The organism is Pseudomonas sp. FG6 (assembly GCF_057809015.1).
On record NZ_JBMDJD010000016.1, the window covers coordinates 15,278 to 38,842 of the forward strand.

Genomic DNA, 23,565 nt, shown 5'->3' on the forward strand with positions numbered 1-23,565 from the left:
GTGTGGGAGCGAGCCTGCTCGCGATAACGGTGTCTCAGTCAACTGATGTGTTGAATGTTAAACCGCTATCGCGAGCAGGCTCGCTCCCACAGGGGTATTGCAGTCGGGTTAGAGACCGTAGCTCATCAACCGCTCGTAGCGACGGGCCAGCAAGGTGTCGTTGTCGAGTTTTTTCAGGGTCGCCAGTTGTGCACTCAGCTCGGCACGAATCAACGCCGCCGCGGCCGCTGGGTCACGGTGGGCGCCGCCCACTGGCTCGTTGATCACTTTGTCGACGATGCCCAGGCCTTTCAGGCGCTCGGCGGTGATGCCCATGGCTTCCGCCGCATCCGGTGCCTTCTCGGCGGTTTTCCACAGGATCGACGCACAGCCTTCCGGCGAGATTACCGCGTAGGTGGAATATTGCAGCATGTTCAGTTGGTCGCAGACACCGATGGCCAATGCACCGCCGGAACCGCCTTCGCCGATCACGGTGGCGATGATCGGGGTTTTCAGGCGAGCCATGACGCGCAGGTTCCAGGCAATCGCTTCGCTCTGGTTGCGCTCTTCGGCGTCGATGCCCGGGTAGGCGCCCGGCGTGTCGATGAAGGTCAGGATCGGCATCTTGAAGCGTTCGGCCATTTCCATCAGGCGGCAGGCCTTGCGGTAGCCTTCCGGACGCGGCATGCCGAAGTTGCGACGTACTTTCTCGCGCACTTCGCGGCCCTTCTGGTGACCGATGACCATGACCGGCTGATCGTCCAAACGGGCGACGCCGCCGACGATCGCGGCGTCGTCGGAGAAGTGACGGTCACCGTGCAGCTCATCGAACTCGGTGAAGATGTGGTCGATGTAGTCCAGGGTGTAGGGACGACGCGGGTGACGCGCCAGGCGCGCGATCTGCCAGCTGGTCAGCTTGCCGAAGATGTCTTCGGTCAGCGTGCGGCTTTTATCCTGCAGACGAGAGATTTCATCGCCGATATTCAGCGAATTGTCATTACCGACCAAGCGCAACTCTTCGATCTTGGCTTGCAGGTCGGCGATCGGCTGTTCGAAATCTAGAAAATTCGGGTTCATAGGCGTCCGTCTAGGGTCACGTCCAAGAGAGCTTGGGCCGGCCGGTTGTCTATTCGCGCCCTACCTTAAGGGAGAGGCGCGTTCAGGTCGAGATTAAAAATTCGGGTCGAGATCAGGGGCGCTCTGGTTTCAAGAGTGGCCCCTGGCCGTCAACGGTATTGGAGGAAGACGTTGTCTTTACCAAACTGGTCACGCAACGCTTGAATCAACGCATCCGCCGGGTCGATCCGCCAGCCTTCGCCAAACTGCAACACAGCCTTGGCATCGGGGCGCACGTACTCCATGGTGATCGGACAAGCGCCTCGATGACGCTGGAACAATTCGCCCAGCCAACGCAACTGATCGCCCTTGAGGTCCTGGGTCTGCAACTTCAGGCGCAGGCTCTCGGCCAGGTTGGTGCGGGCGTCCTCCATGCTCATCACCCGCTTGACCCGCAGCCGCAGGCCACCGGAGAAGTCATCGTTGCTGACCTCGCCTTCCACGACCACCATCGCGTCGGTCTGCAGCAGTGACTGCGCCGAATGGAACGCATCGGCAAACAACGACGCTTCGATCCGTCCGGAGCGGTCATCCAGGGTGATAAAGCCCATCTTGTCACCCTTTTTGTTCTTCATCACCCGCAGGGCGATGATCATACCGGCAACCGTCTGCGTATCGCGAGCCGGCTTGAGGTCGATGATCCGCTGGCGGGCGAACCGGCGAATCTCGCCCTCGTACTCGTCGATGGGGTGACCGGTGAGGTAGAGCCCCAGGGTGTCTTTCTCGCCCTTGAGGCGTTCCTTGAGGGTCAGTTCCTTGGCCTTGCGATGGTTGCCATAGACATCGGCGTCTTCCTCGACGAACAAACCACCAAACAGGTCGGCGTGGCCGCTGTCGTGGGTCCGCGCCGTCTGCTCGGCCGCCTTGATCGCTTCTTCCATGGCCGCCAGCAACACCGCCCGGTTGCGGTCGATGTTGGCCTGGTAGGCCTTGGGCTCATCATGAAAATATGGGCCCAGCCGATCCAGCGCACCGCTGCGGATCAAGCCGTCGAGGGTGCGCTTGTTGATGCGCTTGAGATCCACCCGTGCGCAAAAATCGAACAGGTCCTTGAACGGTCCGTCCAGGCGCGCCTCGGTGATGGCTTCCACCGGGCCTTCGCCGACGCCCTTGATCGCGCCCAGCCCGTAGATGATGCGGCCTTCGTCGTTCACCGTGAACTTGAACTCGGAAGTGTTCACGTCCGGTGCGTCGAGGCGCAGCTTCATGGTCCGCACTTCTTCGATCAAGGTCACGACCTTGTCGGTGTTGTGCATATCCGCCGAGAGCACGGCGGCCATGAACGGCGCCGGGTAATGCGCCTTCAGCCAGGCCGTCTGGTACGACACCAGGCCGTAGGCCGCGGAGTGGGATTTGTTGAAGCCGTAGCCGGCGAACTTTTCCACCAGGTCGAAAATGTTACCGGCCAGGTCAGGATCGATGCCGTTGGTTGCGCAACCCTCAATGAAACCGCCGCGCTGCTTGGCCATTTCCTCGGGCTTTTTCTTACCCATGGCCCGACGCAGCATGTCCGCGCCGCCGAGGGTATAACCGGCCATGACCTGGGCAATCTGCATCACCTGTTCCTGATACAGGATGATGCCATAGGTCGGTGCCAGCACCGGTTTCAAGCCTTCGTATTGATAGTCGGAGTGCGGATACGCCAGCTCGGCACGGCCGTGCTTACGGTTGATGAAGTCATCCACCATGCCCGATTGCAGCGGGCCCGGACGGAACAGAGCCACCAGTGCGATCAAGTCTTCCAGGCAGTCGGGCTTGAGCTTCTTGATCAGCTCCTTCATGCCCCGGGATTCAAGCTGGAACACCGCCGTGGTCTCGGCCTTTTGCAGCAGGCTGTAGGTCGGCTTGTCGTCCAGCGGGATGAAGGCGATGTCCAGCGGTTCTTCGCCGACCTTGGCGCGGTCACGGTTGATGGTCTTCAGCGCCCAATCGATGATGGTCAGGGTCCGCAGGCCGAGGAAGTCGAACTTCACCAGGCCCGCCGCCTCGACGTCATCCTTGTCGAACTGGGTGACCAGGCCATCGCCCTCTTCATCGCAGTAGATCGGCGAGAAGTCGGTCAGCTTGGTCGGCGCGATCACCACGCCACCGGCATGCTTGCCGACGTTACGCACCACGCCTTCGAGCTTGCGGGCCATCTCCCAGATTTCGGCCGCTTCCTCATCGACCTTGATGAAGTCCCGCAGGATCTCTTCCTGATCAAAGGCCTTCTCCAGGGTCATGCCGACTTCGAACGGAATCATCTTCGACAGACGGTCCGCCAGGCCATAGGACTTGCCCTGCACCCGCGCCACGTCGCGCACCACCGCCTTGGCGGCCATGGAACCGAAGGTGATGATCTGGCTCACGGCGTTGCGGCCGTACTTCTCGGCCACGTAGTCGATCACCCGGTCACGCCCGTCCATGCAGAAGTCGACGTCGAAGTCGGGCATGGAAACCCGTTCCGGGTTGAGGAAACGTTCGAACAGCAGGTCATACTCCAGCGGGTCGAGGTCGGTGATCTTCTGCACATAGGCCACCAGCGAGCCGGCACCCGACCCCCGTCCCGGGCCCACCGGCACGCCGTTGTTCTTGGCCCACTGGATAAAGTCCATCACGATCAGGAAGTAACCGGGGAACCCCATCTGGATGATGATATCCAGCTCGAAATTCAAGCGATCGACATAGACCTGGCGCTTGGCTTCGTAGTCTTCGGTGGTGTCCTTGGGCAGCAGGACGCTGAGGCGCTCTTCGAGGCCGTCGAAGGACACCTTGCGGAAATACTCATCGATGGTCATGCCATCGGGAATCGGGAAGTTGGGCAGGAAGTGCTTGCCCAGCTTCACTTCGATGTTGCAACGCTTGGCGATCTCGACGGTGTTTTCCAGCGCCTCTGGCAGGTCGCTGAACAGCTCGGCCATCTCCTCGGCGCTCTTGAGGTATTGCTGGTCGCTGTAGTTTTTCGAGCGACGCGGATCGTCGAGGGCCCGGCCTTCGCCGATGCAGACGCGGGTCTCGTGGGCTTCGAAATCTTCCTGCTTGATGAACCGCACATCGTTGGTCGCCACCAGCGGCGCGCCAATCTTGTCGGCCAGGGCCACGGCGGCGTGCAGGTGTTCTTCGTCATTGGGACGGTTGGTGCGCTGCACCTCGACATAGAAGCGGTCCGGGAACACCGCCATCCATTCACGGGCCAGCGTCTCGGCTTCATCAGGGTTGCCGCTGAGCAGGGCCAGGCCGATTTCACCTTCCTTGGCCGCCGACAGCATGATCAGGCCTTCGTTGGCCTCGGCCACCCATTCACGCTCGATGATGATCGAACCGTTGCGCTGGCCATCGATAAAGCCACGGGAGATCAGCTCGGTAAGGTTGCGATAGCCCAGGGCATTCATCACCAACAGGCTGATACGGCTCAGCGGGGCATCGGGATCCTTGTTCGACAGCCACAGGTCGGCGCCGCAGATCGGCTTGATCCCGGCCCCCATCGCGTTTTTGTAGAACTTGACCAGGGAACACATGTTGTTCTGGTCAGTGACCGCCACGGCAGGCATGTTCATGCCCGCCAGGGTCTTGACCAGGGGCTTGATCCGCACCAGGCCATCGACCAGGGAATATTCAGTGTGCAGGCGTAGATGAACGAATGAAGCCGGCATAGTGATCCTGCGTTAGGTCATGAAAACAACAAGGCCCGGATTGTACCGGGCCTTGGGTAAAACATCAGCCTGCAACCCGTGCTCTTCAACCGAGGATTGAATTGTGGCGAGGGAGCTTGCTCCCGCTGGGCCGGGCTGGCGCTCCAGGGCGCAGCAGACCATTCTTGTGGGCGCTTCGCGCCCAAGCGGGAGCAAGCTCCCTCGCCACGAATCAGACGAATTTTTCGCTTTCGATCAAACCATCACGGGCTTCATAAGCCAGCCGCACCGGCGCGAACGAACGCCGATGGATGGGCGTTGGCCCAAGGCGCGCCAGGGCCTCCAGATGAACGGGCGTCGGGTAGCCCTTGTGACCGCCGATGCCATAGCCCGGATAGATCAACTCGAACGCCGCCATCTCGCGGTCGCGACTGACCTTCGCCAGGATCGAGGCCGCCGCGATGGCCGGCACCTTGGCGTCGCCCTGGACGACCGCCTCGGCACGCATCGACAGTTTCGGACAGCGATTACCGTCGATCATTGCCAGTTTCGGCGTGATGTGCAGCCCCTCTACGGCACGCTGCATGGCGAGCATGGTGGCGTGGAGGATATTGAGTTCGTCGATCTCTTCGACTTCGGCCCGGGCAATGCACCAGCTCAGGGCTTTCTCGCAGATTTCGTCGTAGAGCTTCTCGCGACGGGCCTCGGTGAGCTTCTTGGAGTCATTGAGACCAAGAATCGGACGATTGGGGTCGAGGATCACCGCCGCCGTCACCACCGCGCCACACAGTGGGCCGCGACCAACCTCGTCGACACCGGCCACCAGTTCTTCCACTTCGGCGACCAGGTTGAAGTCCAGGCCCATTTGCAGTTTCGAATGGCTCATGGTTTCGCGCCGATCAGGGTCAATACCGCATCTGCGGCCTGGTTGGAGGCATCGCGACGCAAGGTCCGATGGATCTCGTCAAAACCGCGAGTCTGTTCCTGGCCACCGTCGATCAACGGCAGCAAGGTGTCGGCCAAGGCTTCGGCCGTCGCATCGTCCTGCAGCAATTCCGGCACCAGCAAGCGCTGGGCCAACAGGTTCGGCAGGGAAACGTAGGGGCTCTTGACCATGCGCTTGAGGATCCAGAAGGTCAGCGGCGCCAGGCGATAGGCGACCACCATCGGACGCTTGTACAGCAGGGCTTCGAGGGTCGCCGTGCCAGAGGCAATCAACACCGCATCACAGGCAGCCAGCGCATCATGGGAGCGGCCATCGAGCAACGTGACCGGCAGATCGCGACCGACCAGCAGCGCTTCCAATTGCTCTCTGCGTGGAGCACTGGCACACGGCAGGACAAAGCGAACACCCGGACGCATCGTCCGAAGACGTTCGGCGGCGTCGAAAAACAGCCCTCCCAGGCGACTCACTTCACCGCCGCGGCTGCCGGGCATCAGCGCCACCAGCGGACCGTCGGGCAGGCCCAACGCCTGGCGCGCCGCTTCGCGATCAGCCTCCAGGGGAATGGTATCGGCCAGGGTGTGACCGACAAACCGCACCGGCACGCCCTTCTCTTCGTAAAACCGGGCCTCGAACGGCAGCAGCGTGAGCATCAGGTCGCAGCCTTCGCGGATCTTCAGCACACGCTTTTGCCGCCACGCCCAGACCGACGGGCTGACGTAGTGCACGGTCTTGATGCCGGCCTGGCGCAATTTGAGTTCGATATTGAGGGTGAAATCCGGCGCGTCGATGCCGATGAACACATCCGGCTTCTCTTCGATCAACGTCGCGATCAGTTTCTTGCGCCGGGCAAGCAACTCCCGCAGGCGCCCGAGCACTTCCACCAGCCCCATCACCGAGAGGCGTTCCATGGGGAAATAGGAGGCCATGCCCTCGGCTTGCATCAATGGCCCGCCGACCCCAATGAACTCCACCGCCGGATGCTGCGCCTTGAGCGCCCGCATCAGGCCGGCGCCCAGGATGTCACCGGAAGCCTCTCCCGCCACCAGCGCAATACGCAAATTAGCCATGATTAGCGGGTAATGCCACGGTTCGACGACTGGATGGAGTCGCGAAAGATGGCGACCTCGGGGTACTGCTCCGAAGCCTCGGCCAGCTCGGCAAGCGCCTGCTCGACCGTCAGGCCCTGGCGATACACGACCTTGTAGGCGCGGCGCAACGCGGCAATCGCGTCTTCGCTGAACCCACGACGGCGCATGCCCTCGAAGTTCATGCTACGAGCTTCAGCCGGGTTACCGAACACCGTGACATAGGCCGGGACATCCTTGCCAATGGCCGTACCCATGCCGGAAAAGCTGTGGGCGCCAATGTGGCAATACTGATGCACCAGGGTAAAACCGGACAGGATCGCCCAGTCGTCCACATGCACATGGCCCGCCAGCGCGGTGTTGTTGACCAGGATGCAATGGTTGCCAATGACGCTGTCATGACCGATGTGGGCGTAGGCCATGATCAGGTTGTGGTCGCCCAGGGTCGTTTCTGAACGATCCTGCACGGTGCCACGGTGAATCGTCACGCCTTCGCGGATCACGTTGTGATCGCCGATGACCAGGCGAGTTTCTTCACCCTTGTACTTGAGATCGGGGGTGTCCTCGCCTACCGAAGAAAACTGGTAGATGCGGTTGTGACGACCGATCCGGGTCGGCCCCTTGAGAATCACGTGAGGACCGATCACCGTACCCTCGCCGATTTCCACACCTGCGCCGATGATCGACCACGGGCCGACCTCGACATCGGCGGCCAGGACGGCCGTCGGATCGATGATTGCGCGAGGGTCAATCAAACTCATAGCTTGCGTTCCGCACAGATGATCTCAGCGGAGCAGACTGGCTTGCCGTCGACCGAAGCCTGGCATTCGAACTTCCAGATCTGGCGCTTGCAACTGATGAACTTGGCTTCGAGGATCAATTGATCGCCCGGCGTCACCGGCTGGCGGAAACGCAGTTTGTCGGAGCCGACGAAGTAGTAGAGCGTGCCGTCGGCAGGCTTCACGTCGAGCATTTTGAAACCAAGGATCCCTGCAGCCTGAGCCATTGCCTCGATGATCAGCACGCCCGGCATGATTGGATGCGCAGGAAAGTGACCATTGAAGAACGGTTCGTTGATGCTGACATTCTTGTAGGCGCGAATGCGTTGGCCTTCAACATCCAGGTCCACTACCCGGTCCACCAGCAGGAACGGGTAACGGTGAGGCAGGTATTCGCGAATCTCGTTGATGTCCATCATTTCGGGGGGAAGCCTATGTAAAGATTGGGAGCGCACGGGTGATGCGCACTCCGCTAGCAAATCAAGAAGCCCTAACGGCTGTGCACACTTGATATGGAAATGGTATCAGCCATCTGATGAAGCATTACCGCCAGGGGTCACGTCCCCTACACGCTTTTCCAGCTGTCGCAAACGTCGTGCCATGTCGTCGAGCTGACGGATGCGGGCCGCGCTCTTGCGCCATTCGGCCGCCGGTTGCATGGCAGTACCGGAAGAATAGGCACCCGGCTCGGTAATCGAGTGGGTCACCATGGTCATCCCGGTCAGGAAAACGTTGTCGCAGATCTCGATATGCCCCACCAGCCCAACGCCGCCGGCGAGCATGCAGTGCTTGCCGATCTTGGTGCTGCCGGAGATGCCCACGCAAGCAGCCATCGCGGTGTGATCACCGACCTGGACGTTGTGGGCGATCTGGATCTGGTTGTCGAGCTTGACGCCATTGCCAATGATCGTGTCGGCCAGCGCACCGCGGTCAATGGCAGTGTTGACGCCGATCTCCACGTCATCACCCACGGTGACACCACCGATCTGGGCGATTTTTTGCCAGACGCCTTTCTCGTTGGCAAAACCGAACCCCTCACCGCCCAGCACCGCGCCAGACTGGATGACCACTCGCTTGCCGATGCGCACATCGTGGTACAGGGTAACCCGAGGGGCCAACCAACCACCTTCGCCGACCTCGCTGCGAGCGCCAATGAAGCAATGGGCACCCAATGTCACGCCGGCGCCGATCCTCGCACCACTTTCGATGACGACACAGGGACCGATGCTGGCCGTGGGATCGACCACCGCATCCGCCGCGATCACCGCACTGGCATGCACGCCGGCTGTCGATTTGGGCTTGGGATCGAACAGGTGGGAAATCCGGGCATAGGCCAGGTACGGATCAGGCACGATCAACGCATCGCCAGCAAACCCTTCGGCATCAGCGGCCTTGAGCAACAGCGCGCCGGCCCGGCTGTCGGCCAGGTATTTGCGATATTGAGGATTTGCCAGAAAGCTCAACTGATCTGGGCCAGCCTCTTGCAAAGTGGCTAGCCCAGTAATTGCCTTCTGCGGGTCGCCACGCAGGGTGGCGCCGAGGAACTCGGCCAATTGGCCGAGTTTGATAGTCGCTGTCATGGATTACTTCAGCTGATTCATGCGCTCGATCACCTGGCGCGTGATGTCGAATTGAGGCTTGACATCGATCACGGCGCCACGCTCCAACACCAGGTCAAAACCACCTTTCTTGATGACTTCTTCCACGGCGCTGTCGAGTTTTGGCTTGAGCTGCTTGAGCATTTCACGGTCGGCAACGGCTTTCGCTTCGTTCAGTTCCTTGGATTGGAACTGGAAGTCACGGGCCTTTTGCTTGAATTCAAGCTCCAGACGCTCACGCTCGCCCTGGGCCATCTTGTCGCCACCGGATACCAGGCGATCCTGGATACCCTTTGCGCTGCTTTCCAGGCCCTTGAGCTTGGTCAGTTGCGGGCCGAACTTCTTCTCGGCGTCCACAGCGTATTTCTTCGCAGCATCGGACTCCAGCAGCGCCATCTGATAGTTCAGTACGGCGATCTTCATGTCGGCAAAAGCCGGACCTGCTACCAGGACGGTCGCCAGGAGAACCAATTGAGTCAACTTACGCACGATGCACTCCTACAAAATCCATTGTCGTTGTCATGGGACAGACGCTTAGAACGTCTGGCCGAGAGAGAATTGGAACACTTGGGTTTCAGCGTCATCCGGTTTCTTGATCGGCATGGCCAACGCGAAGCTCAAAGGACCCAGCGCGGTCACCCAGGTCACGCCTACACCGACGGAACTGGCCATGTTGCTCAGGCTGATGTCATTGCACTGAGTGTTGGACCTGGTGCCGTTGGCGCTGGTGGTGTCGCTGCACTTGGAGTCGAAGACGTTACCCACGTCCCAGAATACCGAGGTGCGCAGGGAGCGTTGATCCTTGACGAACGGCATCGGGAACAGAACCTCCATACCGCCCTGGATCAGCACGTTGCCACCGAAGGGCCGCGGATCCTGGTCCGGGTCAGCAATGGTGCCCGGGTTAGTACCACGACTCGGCGTACTGCGCGGACCCAGGGTGCTGTCCTTGAAGCCACGCACCGAGTTGAAACCACCGGCGTAGTAGTTCTCGTAGAACGGCAGGCCGTCGGTCGAACCGTAGCCATCACCATAGCCCAATTCACTGTGGAAGCGCATGGTGTAGTTGTCGGTCAGTGGCTGGAACAGCTGACCACGATAGTCGAGCTTGAAGAACGACAGGTCGCTGCCCGGCGTGGTGGTTTCGAACACCAGGCTCTGGGAATGGCCACGGGTCGCCAGCACACCTTTGTTCAGGGTCGATTCGGACCAGCCGGCCGACGCCTTGAAGTTCAGGTAGCTGTCGCCTTCCTTGTTCACGAAGTCGAAGATCTCGTCGACGGTGTAGCGACCGGTGTTGATCTTGTCCTGCTGGGCGGTAAGGCCGAAGGTCAGGCGTGAGGTTTCACTGATCGGGTAGCCCACGTTGGCGCCAACACCGTAGCTGTCCACCGCATAGCTGGAGATATCGGAGTCGAGCTTGTCATAGTCGGTGGTGCGATAGAAGGCGTTGTAGCCCAGGCTCACACCGTCGGCAGTCCAGTAGGGGTCCACGAAACCGAAGTTGTAGCGGGTCTGGTATTCGCTGCGGGTCAAGCCGACGCTGACCTTGTTACCGGTACCCAGGAAGTTGTTCTGGGTGATCGAACCGCCGAGGATCAGGCCGGCGCTCTGGGCGAAACCGACACTGGCGGTGATCGAGCCGGAAGCCTGCTCCTCGACGCTGTAGTTCACATCGACCTGGTCATCGACACCCGGCACGGCCGGGGTCTCGACGTTGACTTCCTTGAAGAAGCCCAGGCGATCCAGACGGGTCTTGGACTGGTCGATCAGGTAGGTCGACGCCCAGCCACCTTCCATCTGGCGCATTTCACGGCGCAGCACTTCGTCCTCGGACTTGGTGTTGCCACGGAAGTTGATGCGGTTCACGTAGGCACGCTTGCCCGGGTCCACGGCAAAGGTGATGTCGACGGTATGGTCGTCATCGTGAGGCTGTGGCACACCGTTGACGTTGGCGAAGGTGTAGCCCTCGTTACCCAGGCGGCGGGTGATCAGTTCGGAGGTGGTGGTCATCAGCTTGCGCGAGAACACCTGGCCTTTTTGCACCAGCAGCAGCGACTTGACCTGCTCTTCCGGCACCTTCAGGTCACCGCTGAGCTTGACGTCACGAACGGTGTACTTGTCGCCTTCGTTGACGTTGACGGTGATGTAGACGTGCTTCTTGTCCGGGGTGATGGACACCTGGGTCGAAGCGATGTCCATGTTGATATAGCCACGGTCCAGGTAATAGGAACGCAGGCGCTCCAGGTCACCGGAGAGTTTTTCACGGGCGTATTTGTCGTCGTTCTTGAAGAACGACAGCCAGTTGGTGGTCTTGAGCTCGAACAGGTCGATGAGGTCTTCATCGGGGAATACGGTGTTGCCCACCACGTTGATGTGCTGGATGGCTGCCACGGTGCCTTCGTTGATGTTGACCTTCAGGCCTACACGGTTGCGCGGCTGCGGCACCACTTCGGTGTCGACGGTGGCCGAGTAGCGGCCCTGGGCGACGTACTGGCGCTGCAGCTCGTTACGCACGCCTTCGAGGGTGGCACGCTGGAAGATCTCGCCTTCGGCCAGGCCCGACTGCTTGAGGCCTTTCATCAGGTCTTCAGTGGAGATCGCCTTGTTGCCTTCGATCTCGATGCTGGCGACCGACGGGCGCTCGACTACCGTGATGACCAGGACATTGCCGTCGCGGCCCAGCTGGATATCTTGAAAGAAGCCGGTCTTGAACAACGCACGAGTGGATTCCACCAGGCGCCGATCATCCGCCTGCTCGCCGACGTTCAGCGGCAAGGCACCAAAGACGCTACCGGCGGAAACCCGCTGGAGGCCGTTGACGCGAATATCAGAGATAGTGAAGGACTCGGCGTGAACTTCGGCGATCATCAATACGGTGAGAACCGCAGTTAGCAGCAGACGTTTCATGAAGTCCTTTCTTATTCCAACTGGCAATAAACAAACTGCCGCAAAATGCGGCAGGTTCGCAATTCAGCGACGCGTTACAGGCGACCCAGATCGTTGACCAAGGCAAGCAGCATGACCCCGACCACCAAGCTGATACCGATCTGTACCCCCCAACCTTGCACCCGATCCGACAAGGGGCGACCACGCGCCCACTCGATCAGGTAGAACAGCAAATGCCCCCCATCCAGTACCGGGATGGGCAGCAAATTCAGAACTCCCAGGCTAATGCTCAGATAAGCAAGGAAATTCAGGAAATCAGCAATGCCCGACTGGGCAGAAGCGCCCGCCACTTTAGCAATGGTTATCGGTCCACTCAAGTTTTTTACCGAGAGCTCGCCGAACAACATTTTCTTGAGCGAGTCGAGGGTCAGGACGCTCATGTTCCAAGTGCGACGCGCCCCCTCGCCAATCGCCGCCACGGGACCGAAGCTGACCTCACGCACCATTTCCGGCGGCCATTCGACGGCCTTGACGCCTGCCCCAAGGTAGCCGGTCGGCGCTTTGCTTTCGCCACGGGCGGCCAGGGTGACCGGGACGTCGATTGGAACACCGTCACGTTCAACCCGCAGCACAATTTTGGTATCAGGACGTACACGAACCGAGTCGACTACCTGTTGCCAGTCATTGACCGGCTGTCCATCGAATGCTTGCAGCCGATCACCGGTCTTCAGGCCAGCGGCCTGGGCCGGGCCTTTCGGATCGAGCTCGGCCAGCACCGGCGGCAGCGCCGGGCGCCACGGGCGTATACCCAGGGAACGAATCGGGTCCGGCTCATCGGCACCCTTGAGCCAGTTATCCAGCGCCAGCTCCCGGGGCGAATCCACCGTGGAACCCTGCTCGCGCACCATCAACTGCAGCGAACCGCTTTCGCCCAGGCGCCGTACCAGCTGCAGGTTGACCGCCGCCCATCCCGAGGTTGGCTCGCCATCGATCGCGACGATTTCCTGTCCCGCCCCCAACCCGGCCCGAGCCGCGATGCTGCCGGCCTCGACCGCGCCGATGACCGGTCGCACCTGCTCGCTGCCCAACATCGCCAGCGCCCAGAAAAACACCATCGCCAGCAGGAAATTGGCAATCGGCCCCGCCGCCACGATGGCGATGCGCTGCCGGACGGACTTGCGATTGAACGATTGATCGAGCAGATCGGCGGGCACTTCGCCTTCACGCTCGTCGAGCATCTTCACGTAGCCGCCCAGCGGGATGGCTGCCACGACAAACTCGGTACCGTGCTTGTCATGCCAGCGCAGCAACGGCATGCCGAAGCCAACGGAAAAGCGCAGCACCTTGACGCCACAGCGACGCGCAACCCAGAAATGACCGAATTCGTGAAAAGTGACCAACACCCCTAATGCAACCAAGGTGCCGACAATCATATAGAGCGCGCTCATCAGTTTTCTCCGCAATCCTGTCCAGGGCAGCCCTGGCTAACGTGCCGCAGCGTCAACGCCCGTGGCGCTTCAACCACTGGCCGGCCAGCTCACGAGCCCTGGCGTCGGCCGTGAATACCGTGTCGAGATCGTCGACCGAAACAACCGCCTCGAGACTCAAGACTTCCTCGATGATACTCGCGATCTCTAGATAACGGACACGCCCGTCGAGAAACGCTGCAACCGCCACTTCATTGGCGGCGTTCAGCATGGCCGGCGCACTGCCGCCCGCCTCTGCCGCTTGTCGCGCCAGGCGCAGGCAAGGGAAACGCAGCTCATCAGGGGCCTGGAAATCCAGGCGCGCAATGGCGAACAAGTCCAGCGGGGCAACACCCGAGTCGATCCGCTCCGGCCAGGCCAGCGCGTTGGCGATCGGGGTGCGCATGTCCGGGTTACCCAGCTGGGCCAGCACCGAACCGTCGACATAGTCCACCAGGGAATGAATCACGCTCTGCGGGTGAATCACCACCTCGACCTGGGACGGCTTGGCATCGAACAGCCAGCAAGCCTCGATCAGCTCCAGGCCCTTGTTCATCATGCTCGCCGAGTCCACGGAAATCTTGCGCCCCATGGACCAGTTGGGATGGGCGCACGCCTGCTCGGGCGAAACGTGCGTCAGCTCTTCCAACGGAGTCTGCCGGAACGGGCCGCCGGAGGCTGTCAGCAGAATCCGCCGAACGCCCACCGCACCCAGGCCACGGGAAAAATCCTGCGGCATGCATTGAAAAATCGCGTTGTGCTCGCTGTCGATGGGCAACAACACCGAACCACTCTTGCGCACCGCCTGCATGAACAGCGCGCCAGACATCACCAGCGCTTCTTTATTGGCCAGGAGAATCTTCTTGCCCGCTTCCACGGCAGCCAGTGTCGGACGCAAGCCCGCGGCACCGACAATCGCCGCCATCACCGCATCGACCTGCGGATCGGCAGCTACCTGGCACAACCCTTCCTCGCCCACCAGCACCTGCGTGGACAAGCCGGCCGCGCGCAGATCAGCCTGCAACGCCCGCGCGACGCCCGCCTCGGGCACTACGGCAAACTGCGGCACATGCCGTACACACAAGGCCAACAACTCACTCAGGCGCGAATAACCACTGAGGGCAAACACCTGATAGCGTTCCGGGTGCCGGCCAATGACGTCAAGCGTGCTCAGGCCAATCGAACCGGTCGCCCCCAGGACGGTGATCTGCTGGGGACGCTTCACGATGCCGCCATCCACAGCAGCACGGCGAAGATCGGAACCGCTGCGGTCAGGCTGTCGATGCGATCCAGCACACCGCCATGGCCCGGCAACAGGTTACTGCTGTCCTTGATTCCGGACTGGCGCTTGAACATGCTCTCGGTCAGGTCGCCGACGACCGACACGAACACGATGAGTGCGGCGCCAATCAGCCCCATGAACAGCTGGGCGACGGTCCAGTCCCGCACAAAGCCGACCACGGTGGTGATCACCAGGCTGAGCACGAGCCCGCCATAGACCCCTTCCCAACTCTTGCCAGGGCTGACCTTGGGTGCAAGCTTGCGCTTGCCAAAGGCCTTGCCGGAGAAATAGGCCCCGACATCGGCTCCCCAGACCAGCACCATCACAGCCATGATCTGCCAGTTACCGAGCGCACCTTGCTTGATCCAGATAAGCCCCTGCCAGGCAGGCAACAGAATCAGCAGGCCAATCAGCAGTTTGGTGGCGGTGTTGGCCCAATGGTGCGAGGTTCGCGGATAGGTCAAGACAAGGAAGGTCGCCGTTGCCCACCACAGTACGGCAGCGCCCAGCACCCAAGGCGCGAGCCCTGGCACCAGGTAGAGGATGAACAGCATCGCCGCCACCGCAGCGGCGTAGGCCACGCGCGCCGACTGCGTGGGAAAACCCGCCAGCCGCGCCCACTCCCAAGCCCCCAGCGTCACGACCAGTCCAATGAACAGGGCGAAGCTGCCACCTTCGAGCAGGAAGAACCCGCCCAGGGCGATAGGCAACAGGATAAGCGCTGTAATAATTCGTTGTTTGAGCATTAAACCCGGGCTCCAGCTTCGATCTGCTCGCTCGTTTTACCGAAACGACGCTGACGGGAAGCGAAATCGGCCAGTGCGGTGCGCATGGCTTCGTGTTTGAAGTCCGGCCAGAACAGGTCGGAGAAATACAGCTCGGCGTAGGCCAGCTGCCAAAGCAGGAAATTGCTGATGCGGTGTTCACCGCCGGTACGGATGCAAAGATCCGGCAACGGCAAGTCGCCCGTCGCCAGACAGGTTTGCAACAGTTCGGGGCTGATGTCCTCCGGGCGCAGATGCCCGGCCTGGACTTCCCGCGCAAGCCGCTGGGCGGCCTGGGCAATATCCCACTGACCGCCATAATTGGCGGCGATTTGCAGGATAAAGCGGTCAGCACCGGCCGTCGCGGCCTCGGCTTCACGCATTGCAGCCTGTAGTTCAGGATGGAAGCGCGAACGATCGCCGATGATGCGCAGGCTGATCTTGTTCTCGTTGAGGCGCTTTGCCTCACGCCGCAACGCCTTGAGGAACAGGTCCATCAAGGCACTGACCTCATCGGCCGGGCGCTGCCAGTTCTCGCTGGAGAAGGCGAACAGGGTCAGCACCTCGACACCAGCCTCGGCACACACCTCGATGACCGCGCGAACCGCGTCGACCCCGGCCTTGTGCCCGGCAACACCGGGCAAAAAGCGCTTCTTCGCCCAGCGATTATTACCGTCCATGATGATCGCCACGTGGCGCGGCACCGCGAACGACACGGCCTGCTTGGTCTTTTCCATGAAAGCGAGACCCTTATACGGCCATCAGGTCTTTTTCTTTCTGGGCCAGATCGGCATCGATCTTCGCCACGTACTTCTTGGTCAGGTCGTCGATCTCGCCCGTGGCACGGCGCTCTTCGTCTTCGCTGATTTCCTTTTCCTTGACCAGGTCCTTGAGGGAGCTGTTGGCATCGCGACGGATGTTGCGCACGGCAACACGAGCGTCTTCGGCGACGTCCCGAGCCTGCTTGGTGAAGCCCTTGCGGGTTTCCTCGGTCAGGGCCGGCATGGAGATCAGCAGCAGTTCACCCAGGTTGGTCGGGTTCAGGTTCAGGCCGGCGCTGCCAATGGCCTTGTCGACGGCGGCAAGCATGTTGCGCTCGAAAGCCACCACCTGCAGGGTACGGGCGTCCTTGACGGTGATGTTGGCCACTTGCTTGATCGGGGTGTCGGCGCCGTAGTACGGCACCATCACGCCTTCCAGGATGCTGGGGTGAGCCTGGCCGGTGCGGATGCGACCGAAGTTGTGGGCCAGGGACTCCAGGGATTTCTTCATGCGCTGTTCAGCGTCTTGCTTGATTTCGTTGATCATTGCTGGACTTCCTCGATCAGTGTTCCTTCGGCGCCGCCGTGGACGATGTTCAACAGGGCACCGGGTTTGTTCATGTTAAAGACGCGCAGCGGCATCTTGTGGTCGCGGCACAGGCAGATAGCCGTCAGGTCCATGACACCCAGCTTGCGATCCAGCACTTCATCGTAGGTCAGATGATCGAACTTCTCGGCATGCGGGTCCTTGAACGGGTCGGCAGTGTAGACGCCATCGACCTTGGTGGCCTTGAGCACGACATCGGCATCGATCTCGATCGCTCGCAGGCAGGCAGCCGAATCCGTGGTGAAGAACGGATTACCGGTACCGGCGGCAAAAATCACCACTTCCTTGGAGTTGAGGTGACGCATCGCCTTGCGACGGTCGTAGTGGTCGGTCACGCCCACCATGGAAATGGCCGACATCACGATGGCCGAGATATTGGCACGCTCCAGCGCATCACGCATAGCCAGGGCGTTCATCACAGTGGCCAGCATGCCCATGTGGTCGCCCGTGACCCGATCCATGCCGGCCGCGCTCAGCGCCGCACCGCGGAACAGGTTGCCGCCGCCGATGACCAGGCCGACCTGGACGCCGATTCCGACCAGTTGGCCGACTTCCAGGGCCATGCGATCGAGCACTTTCGGGTCGATCCCGAACTCTTCCGAGCCCATCAGGGCCTCGCCGCTAAGCTTGAGTAGAATGCGTTTATAGCGAGCCTGATAACCACTGCCCTGCTGAGCCATTGCGAATCTCTCCTGCGGCGTATTTTCGAAAATTCTGTGCAAGCTGTTTGCAGCCCGCGTTCACAGTCGTTTGACGCTGACACAGCGCCATCGGAACACGGCTTTGTAAGCCAGTTCCGACAGGAAACCAATAAAAATCGGCATCCTCATCCAAAAAGAGGCTGCGCGCGTGAGCGGGCAGCCTCTTCTGGGCGACAGTTAAAAAAACCGTCTTATTGCTTGCTGGCAGCAGCTACCTGGGCAGCAACTTCTTCAGCGAAGTTGTCGACCGGCTTCTCGATGCCTTCACCTACAGCGAAGCGAGTGAAGGAAACGATTTCAGCGCCGCCCTTCTTGGCCAGGGCACCTACGGTGATTTCCGGATCCTTGACGAAAGCTTGCTCAACCAGGCTGGCTTCGGCCAGGAACTTGCTGATACGGCCGCCGATCATTTTTTCAACGATTTCAGCAGGCTTGCCTTTCATCTTGTCTTCGTTGAGCTGCAGGAACACGGCTTTTTCGCGTTCGATGGCTTCAGCGGACACTTGCGACGGCAGCAGGAACTCAGGGTTGCTGGCTGCTACGTGCATGGCGATGTCCTTGGCCAGTTCAACGGAACCGCCCTTGAGGACAACAGCAACACCGATCTTGTTACCGTGCAGGTAAGTACCGACCACGTCACCTTCAACGCGGGTCAGACGACGGATGTTGACGTTCTCGCCAGTCTTGCCTACCAGGACCAGGCGAGCAGCTTCTTGAGCTTCGATCAGCGGAGCTGCGTCGGTCAGTTTGTCAGCAAAGGCTTTCTCGACGCTGGCAGCGACGAATGCCTTGAAGTCGTCCTGCAGAGCCAGGAAGTCGGTCTGGGAGTTGACTTCCAGCAGAACGGCGACCTTGCCGTCGTCCTTGATGGCGATGGAGCCTTCAGCGGCAACGTTGCCAGCTTTCTTGGCAGCCTTGATGGCGCCCGAAGCACGCATGTCATCAATGGCTTTCTCGATGTCGCCGCCAGCCTTGGTCAAGGCTTTCTTGCAGTCCATCATGCCTTCGCCGGTACGCTCGCGCAGTTCTTTGACCAACGCTGCAGTAATCTCTGCCATTTCAAAATCCTCTTGGATAGGTTTTCAACCATTCCACCCGACCGAACGGGCGATCAATTCTTCCTGAAAACCACTGCTTATAGGCCTCGGCAGATTACAAACAGGCAATTGCGCGGGCGACGAATGGTTTTCGAGGTGGCAAAAAGGGGGCCAAGCCCCCTTTTTGCTTACTGAGTCAACGCCAGGGCGTCAATTACTCAGCGGCTGCTGCCGGAGCTTCTTCAGCGAAGACTTCGGTGCCGCCATTTACATTGTTGCGACCACGGATAACAGCGTCAGCCATCGAACCCATGTACAGCTGAATGGCGCGAATGGCGTCATCGTTGCCTGGGATGATGTAGTCAACGCCTTCCGGGCTGCTGTTGGTATCGACAACGCCGATGACCGGGATGCCCAGCTTGTTGGCTTCGGTGATCGCGATGCGCTCGTGGTCAACGTCGATCACGAACAGTGCGTCAGGCAGACCGCCCATGTCCTTGATACCGCCCAGGGAGCGGTCCAGCTTCTCAAGATCGCGAGTGCGCATCAGCGCTTCTTTCTTGGTCAGCTTGGCGAAAGTGCCGTCTTCGGACTGAACTTCAAGGTCACGCAGACGCTTGATGGAAGCGCGAATGGTCTTGAAGTTGGTCAGCATGCCGCCCAACCAGCGGTGATCGACGTACGGCGAACCGCAACGTGCTGCTTCTTCAGCAACGATCTTGCCAGCGGAACGCTTGGTGCCGACGAACAGAATCTTGTTTTTGCCCTGGGCCAGGCGCTCTACGAAGGTCAGTGCCTCGTTGAACATTGGCAGGGTTTTTTCAAGGTTGATGATGTGGATCTTGTTGCGCGCGCCGAAAATGTACTTGCCCATTTTCGGGTTCCAGTAACGGGTCTGGTGACCGAAGTGCACACCGGCCTTCAGCATATCGCGCATGTTGACTTGGGACATGATAGTTCCTTGATAAGTCGGGTTTGGCCTCCACGTATCCCAATGACCAACCAGAGGCTATATAAGCCAAAGGCACCCAGGTCATCGTGTCGACACGTGTGTGGATTTAAGCTTGCGGGGTCATCCCCGGAAAGCGGCGCATTTTATACCACAGCAAGGGAGAAAACGGAACACGGATTCTGAAAAGCTGCGGGGAGCGTTGTGGGAGCGGGCTTGCTCGCGAAGGCATCGGGTCAGTCGACATTGAGTTGGCTGAAACACCACCTTCGCGAGCAAGCCCGTCCCCACAGGGTTATCTGCAGTCGCCCGCTTGCCACGGAGCTCCAGACTGAGGAGCTCTTTGCCCCGATCGTCTGTTAGAATCGGCGCTTTCAGGGCCACGGGATTCATGATCCGCCGCCCATTCCGTTTTGAACAGCGCCGTCGGGCGCAGAGAGAGCCTGTATGACCGTTACCCTCAAGACCCCCGAGGACATCGCAAAAATGCGCGTCGCCGGCAAACTCGCCGCCGAAGTGCTGGAAATGATTGCCGACTACGTCAAGCCGGGCGTGACCACCGAAGAACTGGACCGCATCTGCCACGACTACATCGTCAACGAGCAAAAGGCCATCCCGGCCCCGCTCAACTATAAAGGCTTCCCGAAGTCGATCTGCACCTCGATCAACCACGTGGTCTGCCACGGCATCCCCAACGAAAAACCGTTGAAGGATGGCGACACCCTGAACATCGACGTCACCGTCATCAAGGACGGCTACCACGGCGACACCAGCCGCATGTTCCATGTCGGCAACGTCCCGGAGTGGGCCCAGCGCCTGTCGAAGGTCACCCAGGAATGCATGTACATGGCCATCGAACTGGTGAAACCGGGCTGCCGCCTCGGCGACATCGGCGAGGTGATCCAGAAGCACGCCCAGAAGAACGGCTTCTCGGTGGTGCGCGAATTCTGCGGCCATGGCATTGGCAAGGTGTTCCACGAAGAACCGCAGATCCTGCACTACGGCCGCGCCGGCACCGGCATGGAGCTGCAAGCGGGCATGACCTTCACCATCGAGCCGATGATCAACCAGGGTCGCGCCGACACCAAGGTCCTGGGCGACGGCTGGACCGCCATCACCAAGGACCGCAAGCTGTCGGCCCAGTGGGAACACACGCTGCTGGTGACCGAGACCGGCTACGAGATCTTCACCCTGCGCAGCGATGACACCATTGCCCGCGTTTCCGCCTGATCCGAACCCAGCTTATAGATAGAAAGGAAAGCCATTCGATGCCGCAGGTGGATCCCGAACTTTTCGACCGCGGCCAGTTCCAGGCTGAACTGGCCCTGAAGGCAAGCCCCATCTCGGCGTTCAAGAAGGCGATCCGCCAAGCCCACGAAGTGCTCGACCAACGCTTTCGCAACGGCCGCGACATTCGGCGATTGATCGAGGACCGTGCCTGGTTCGTCGATAACATCCTGCAAAAGGCCTGGGAGCAGTTCAACTGGAGCCTTGATGCCGACATTGCCCTGGTGGCGGTGGGCGGCTATGGGCGCGGCGAACTGCACCCCTACTCCGACATTGATCTGCTGATCCTGCTGGATAACGCCGATCATGAGGTTTTCCGCGACTCCATCGAGCGTTTCCTGACGCTGCTCTGGGACATCGGCCTGGAAGTCGGCCAGAGCGTGCGTTCGGTGCAGGAATGCGCCGACGAGGCCCGCGCCGACCTCACGGTGATCACCAACCTGATGGAAAGCCGCACCATTGCCGGCCCCGAGCACCTGCGCCAGCGCATGCTCGACGTGACCAGCACGGCGCACATGTGGCCCAGCAAGGACTTCTTCCTGGCCAAGCACGCCGAGCAGAAGGCCCGGCACCACAAGTACAACGACACCGAATACAACCTGGAACCCAACGTCAAGGGATCGCCCGGCGGCCTGCGGGACATCCAGACGATCCTCTGGGTTGCCCGCCGCCAATACGGCACGCTGAACCTGCGAGCCCTGGCGGGCGAAGGTTTTCTGGTGGAAAGCGAAAACGCCCTGCTGGCCTCGTCCCAGGAATTCCTGTGGAAAGTCCGCTACGCCCTGCACATGCTGGCCGGACGCGCCGAGGACCGCCTGCTGTTCGATCACCAGCGCTCGATTGCCGGCCTGCTGGGTTTCACCGGCCAGGATGCCAAGCAATCCATCGAAAATTTCATGCAGCAGTACTACCGGGTGGTGATGAGCATCGCCCAGCTCAGTGAACTGATCATCCAGCACTTCGAAGAAGTCATCCTCGCCCCCGAAGATGAAGAACCGCCGCAGCCGATCAACGCACGCTTCCAGTTGCATGACGGCTACATCGAGGCGCGCAACGCCAATGTGTTCCGCCGCACGCCCTTCGCCATGCTCGAAATCTTCGTGCTCATGGCCCAGCAACCGGAAATCAAGGGCGTGCGCGCCGATACCATTCGCCTGCTGAGGGAAAACCGTCATCTGATCGATGAGGATTTCCGCCACGACATCCGCAACACCAGCCTGTTCATCGAGTTGTTCAAGTGCAAGATCGGCGTGCATCGCAACCTGCGGCGCATGAACCGCTACGGGATCCTCGGGCGCTACCTGCCGGAGTTTGGCTTCATCGTCGGGCAAATGCAGCACGACCTGTTCCACATCTATACGGTCGATGCCCACACGCTGAACCTGATCAAGCACCTGCGCAAACTGCAATACACCCAGGTGTCGGAGAAATTCCCGCTGGCCAGCAAGCTCATGGGCAAGCTGCCCAAGCCCGAGCTGATCTACATGGCGGGGCTTTACCACGACATCGGCAAGGGCCGGCCGGGCGACCACTCGGAAGTCGGCGCGGTGGATGCCGAGGCGTTCTGCCAGCGCCACCAGTTGCCTGCCTGGGACAGTCGACTGATCGTCTGGCTGGTACAGAACCACTTGCTGATGTCGACCACGGCCCAGCGCAAGGACCTGTCCGACCCGCAGGTGATCCACGACTTCGCCCAGGTCGTCGGTGACGAGACCCGCCTGGATTATCTCTACGTGCTGACGGTGGCCGACATCAACGCCACCAATCCGACCCTTTGGAATTCCTGGCGCGCCAGCCTGTTGCGCCAGCTCTACACCGAGACCAAGCGTGCCTTGCGCCGCGGCCTGGAGAACCCGGTGGACCGCGAAGAGCAGATCCGGCGCACCCAAAGCGCCGCCCTGGACATCCTGGTGCGCGGCGGTACCGACCCCGACGATGTCGAGCAACTCTGGTCGCAACTGGGCGATGATTACTTCCTGCGCCACACCGCCGGCGACGTGGCCTGGCACAGCGACGCGATCCTGCAGCAACCGGCCGATGGCGGGCCCTTGGTGCTGATCAAGGAAACCACCCAGCGCGAGTTCGAGGGTGGCACCCAGATCTTCATCTATGCACCGGACCAGCATGACTTCTTTGCGGTGACCGTAGCCGCGATGGACCAGCTCAACCTCAACATCCATGACGCACGGATCATCACCTCCAGCAGCCAGTTCACCCTCGACACCTACATCGTGCTCGACACCGACGGTGATTCGATCGGTGACAACCCGGTACGGGTCAAGCAGATTCGCGACGGCCTCACCGAAGCCTTGCGCAACCCGGCGGACTACCCGACCATCATCCAGCGCCGGGTGCCGCGCCAGCTCAAGCACTTCGCCTTCGCCCCCCAGGTCACGATCCACAACGACGCCCTGCGCCAGGTCACGGTGCTGGAACTCAGCGCGCCGGACCGCCCGGGGCTGCTGGCGCGGGTCGGGCATATCTTCCTGGAGTTCGACCTGTCGCTGCAAAACGCCAAGATCGCCACCCTCGGCGAGCGGGTGGAAGACGTCTTTTTCATCACCGACGCGCATAACCAGCCGCTGTCCGACCCGCACCTGTGCAGCCGCTTGCAAGAAGCAATGGAGCAGCACTTGAGCGTCAACCAGGAACCCGATGCTCATGTGACACGCATCAGCATCTGAACGAACAAATCCCCCCCTGTGGGA

At 60.6% G+C, this 23,565-nt stretch carries 19 protein-coding genes; 2 read left to right on the forward strand and 17 right to left on the reverse strand.

Annotated features, from left to right (window positions below):
- Positions 1 to 108: 108 nt before the first annotated feature.
- The 17 genes from ACODSJ_RS12555 to rpsB form a co-directional block, all read right to left on the reverse strand.
- Positions 109 to 1,056, reverse strand: coding sequence for an acetyl-CoA carboxylase carboxyltransferase subunit alpha (locus tag ACODSJ_RS12555; protein WP_489102028.1), 948 nt, complete (start codon positions 1,054 to 1,056; stop codon positions 109 to 111).
- A gap of 149 nt (positions 1,057 to 1,205) precedes the next feature.
- Complete coding sequence (gene dnaE / locus ACODSJ_RS12560; RefSeq protein ID WP_489102029.1) at positions 1,206 to 4,727, reverse strand: DNA polymerase III subunit alpha; 3,522 nt, start codon at positions 4,725 to 4,727, stop codon at positions 1,206 to 1,208.
- A gap of 211 nt (positions 4,728 to 4,938) precedes the next feature.
- Positions 4,939 to 5,577 (reverse strand): ribonuclease HII, encoded by a 639-nt coding sequence (rnhB, locus tag ACODSJ_RS12565; RefSeq protein ID WP_489102125.1) that lies wholly within the window; start codon positions 5,575 to 5,577, stop codon positions 4,939 to 4,941.
- A gap of 11 nt (positions 5,578 to 5,588) precedes the next feature.
- Positions 5,589 to 6,719 carry a lipid-A-disaccharide synthase gene (gene lpxB, locus ACODSJ_RS12570; RefSeq protein WP_489102030.1) on the reverse strand — a complete coding sequence of 377 codons (1,131 nt, stop codon included), beginning with the start codon at positions 6,717 to 6,719 and terminating at the stop codon, positions 5,589 to 5,591.
- 2 nt (positions 6,720 to 6,721) lie between these two features.
- A complete protein-coding gene (gene lpxA, locus ACODSJ_RS12575) occupies positions 6,722 to 7,498 on the reverse strand; it encodes an acyl-ACP--UDP-N-acetylglucosamine O-acyltransferase (protein WP_489102031.1) in 777 nt (258 codons plus the stop codon).
- Entirely contained in the window at positions 7,495 to 7,935 is a 441-nt protein-coding gene (gene fabZ, locus ACODSJ_RS12580) for a 3-hydroxyacyl-ACP dehydratase FabZ (protein ID WP_489102032.1), read from the reverse strand. Before fabZ ends, lpxA begins: the two co-directional genes overlap by 4 nt.
- Before the next feature lie 105 nt (positions 7,936 to 8,040).
- Positions 8,041 to 9,096, reverse strand: a complete 1,056-nt coding sequence (gene lpxD / locus ACODSJ_RS12585; RefSeq protein WP_489102033.1) for a UDP-3-O-(3-hydroxymyristoyl)glucosamine N-acyltransferase — start codon at positions 9,094 to 9,096, stop codon at positions 8,041 to 8,043.
- 3 nt (positions 9,097 to 9,099) lie between these two features.
- Complete coding sequence (locus tag ACODSJ_RS12590) at positions 9,100 to 9,603, reverse strand: OmpH/Skp family outer membrane protein (RefSeq protein WP_489102034.1); 504 nt, start codon at positions 9,601 to 9,603, stop codon at positions 9,100 to 9,102.
- Between the two features lie 45 nt (positions 9,604 to 9,648).
- Entirely contained in the window at positions 9,649 to 12,024 is a 2,376-nt protein-coding gene (bamA, locus tag ACODSJ_RS12595; protein WP_489102035.1) for an outer membrane protein assembly factor BamA, read from the reverse strand.
- A gap of 74 nt (positions 12,025 to 12,098) precedes the next feature.
- Positions 12,099 to 13,451 carry a sigma E protease regulator RseP gene (rseP, locus tag ACODSJ_RS12600; protein WP_489102036.1) on the reverse strand — a complete coding sequence of 451 codons (1,353 nt, stop codon included), beginning with the start codon at positions 13,449 to 13,451 and terminating at the stop codon, positions 12,099 to 12,101.
- Between the two features lie 52 nt (positions 13,452 to 13,503).
- Positions 13,504 to 14,694: a 1-deoxy-D-xylulose-5-phosphate reductoisomerase gene (ispC, locus tag ACODSJ_RS12605; RefSeq protein WP_489102037.1), complete on the reverse strand. Its 1,191-nt coding sequence runs from the start codon at positions 14,692 to 14,694 to the stop codon at positions 13,504 to 13,506.
- Positions 14,691 to 15,497, reverse strand: coding sequence for a phosphatidate cytidylyltransferase (locus tag ACODSJ_RS12610; RefSeq protein ID WP_489102038.1), 807 nt, complete (start codon positions 15,495 to 15,497; stop codon positions 14,691 to 14,693). Before ACODSJ_RS12610 ends, ispC begins: the two co-directional genes overlap by 4 nt.
- On the reverse strand, positions 15,497 to 16,252 hold the full coding sequence (gene uppS, locus ACODSJ_RS12615) for a polyprenyl diphosphate synthase (RefSeq protein ID WP_489102039.1): 756 nt from the start codon (positions 16,250 to 16,252) through the stop codon (positions 15,497 to 15,499). Before uppS ends, ACODSJ_RS12610 begins: the two co-directional genes overlap by 1 nt.
- A 13-nt stretch (positions 16,253 to 16,265) precedes the next feature.
- On the reverse strand, positions 16,266 to 16,823 hold the full coding sequence (gene frr, locus ACODSJ_RS12620; protein WP_489102040.1) for a ribosome recycling factor: 558 nt from the start codon (positions 16,821 to 16,823) through the stop codon (positions 16,266 to 16,268).
- Positions 16,820 to 17,563 carry a UMP kinase gene (gene pyrH / locus ACODSJ_RS12625; RefSeq protein WP_003198235.1) on the reverse strand — a complete coding sequence of 248 codons (744 nt, stop codon included), beginning with the start codon at positions 17,561 to 17,563 and terminating at the stop codon, positions 16,820 to 16,822. Before pyrH ends, frr begins: the two co-directional genes overlap by 4 nt.
- Before the next feature lie 212 nt (positions 17,564 to 17,775).
- Positions 17,776 to 18,642, reverse strand: coding sequence for a translation elongation factor Ts (gene tsf, locus ACODSJ_RS12630; protein ID WP_489102041.1), 867 nt, complete (start codon positions 18,640 to 18,642; stop codon positions 17,776 to 17,778).
- 193 nt (positions 18,643 to 18,835) lie between these two features.
- Positions 18,836 to 19,573 (reverse strand): 30S ribosomal protein S2, encoded by a 738-nt coding sequence (rpsB, locus tag ACODSJ_RS12635; protein ID WP_003198231.1) that lies wholly within the window; start codon positions 19,571 to 19,573, stop codon positions 18,836 to 18,838.
- A 444-nt stretch (positions 19,574 to 20,017) separates the two neighbouring features.
- Between rpsB and map the strand changes: the two genes are divergently transcribed.
- Complete coding sequence (gene map / locus ACODSJ_RS12640; protein ID WP_053118843.1) at positions 20,018 to 20,800, forward strand: type I methionyl aminopeptidase; 783 nt, start codon at positions 20,018 to 20,020, stop codon at positions 20,798 to 20,800.
- 38 nt (positions 20,801 to 20,838) lie between these two features.
- On the forward strand, positions 20,839 to 23,541 hold the full coding sequence (locus ACODSJ_RS12645; protein WP_489102042.1) for a [protein-PII] uridylyltransferase: 2,703 nt from the start codon (positions 20,839 to 20,841) through the stop codon (positions 23,539 to 23,541).
- The last annotated feature ends 24 nt before the right edge of the window (positions 23,542 to 23,565 follow it).

Coding starts and splice junctions, on each gene's coding strand:
- ACODSJ_RS12555 (WP_489102028.1), bottom strand. CDS start 1,056: ATGAACCCGAATTTTCTAGATTTCGAACAGCCGATCGCCGACCTGCAA.
- dnaE (WP_489102029.1), bottom strand. CDS start 4,727: ATGCCGGCTTCATTCGTTCATCTACGCCTGCACACTGAATATTCCCTG.
- lpxB (WP_489102030.1), bottom strand. CDS start 6,719: ATGGCTAATTTGCGTATTGCGCTGGTGGCGGGAGAGGCTTCCGGTGAC.
- lpxA (WP_489102031.1), bottom strand. CDS start 7,498: ATGAGTTTGATTGACCCTCGCGCAATCATCGATCCGACGGCCGTCCTG.
- fabZ (WP_489102032.1), bottom strand. CDS start 7,935: ATGATGGACATCAACGAGATTCGCGAATACCTGCCTCACCGTTACCCG.
- lpxD (WP_489102033.1), bottom strand. CDS start 9,096: ATGACAGCGACTATCAAACTCGGCCAATTGGCCGAGTTCCTCGGCGCC.
- bamA (WP_489102035.1), bottom strand. CDS start 12,024: ATGAAACGTCTGCTGCTAACTGCGGTTCTCACCGTATTGATGATCGCC.
- rseP (WP_489102036.1), bottom strand. CDS start 13,451: ATGAGCGCGCTCTATATGATTGTCGGCACCTTGGTTGCATTAGGGGTG.
- ACODSJ_RS12610 (WP_489102038.1), bottom strand. CDS start 15,497: ATGCTCAAACAACGAATTATTACAGCGCTTATCCTGTTGCCTATCGCC.
- uppS (WP_489102039.1), bottom strand. CDS start 16,252: ATGGAAAAGACCAAGCAGGCCGTGTCGTTCGCGGTGCCGCGCCACGTG.
- frr (WP_489102040.1), bottom strand. CDS start 16,823: ATGATCAACGAAATCAAGCAAGACGCTGAACAGCGCATGAAGAAATCC.
- pyrH (WP_003198235.1), bottom strand. CDS start 17,563: ATGGCTCAGCAGGGCAGTGGTTATCAGGCTCGCTATAAACGCATTCTA.
- tsf (WP_489102041.1), bottom strand. CDS start 18,642: ATGGCAGAGATTACTGCAGCGTTGGTCAAAGAACTGCGCGAGCGTACC.
- rpsB (WP_003198231.1), bottom strand. CDS start 19,573: ATGTCCCAAGTCAACATGCGCGATATGCTGAAGGCCGGTGTGCACTTC.
- map (WP_053118843.1), top strand. CDS start 20,018: ATGACCGTTACCCTCAAGACCCCCGAGGACATCGCAAAAATGCGCGTC.
- ACODSJ_RS12645 (WP_489102042.1), top strand. CDS start 20,839: ATGCCGCAGGTGGATCCCGAACTTTTCGACCGCGGCCAGTTCCAGGCT.